The following is a 215-nucleotide window of genomic DNA, read 5'->3' as shown; positions in this document are numbered from 1 at the left end:
CGCGCATCGTGGATGGCCTGGCCAGCAGGCATCGGGTCATCGCCATCGACTACCGTGGCATTGGAGGATCAGGTGGCAAAGCACCGGTAACCGTCGCGGAAATGGCGCAGGACACGATCGCGCTGATTCGCACGATGGGCTTGGGCCGCGTCGATCTGCTCGGCTTCTCGCTCGGCGGTTTCGTTGCGCAGCAGGTGGTGCTGGACGCGCCCGAC

General features: G+C 65.6%; 1 protein-coding gene. It reads left to right on the top strand.

Going from position 1 to position 215, the window contains the following annotated elements:
• A partial coding sequence (locus RRF55_RS29105; protein ID WP_439419466.1) for an alpha/beta fold hydrolase occupies window positions 1-215 on the top strand: 215 nt, incomplete at both ends.

The sequence above is a fragment of the Klebsiella sp. K47 genome (assembly GCF_051858335.1).
In the GTDB taxonomy this organism is placed as follows: Bacteria; Pseudomonadota; Gammaproteobacteria; order Enterobacterales; family Enterobacteriaceae; genus Klebsiella; species Klebsiella pneumoniae.
The sequence above is the reverse complement of the archived record's forward strand: the minus strand, read 5'-3'. Positions and strand labels throughout refer to the sequence as shown.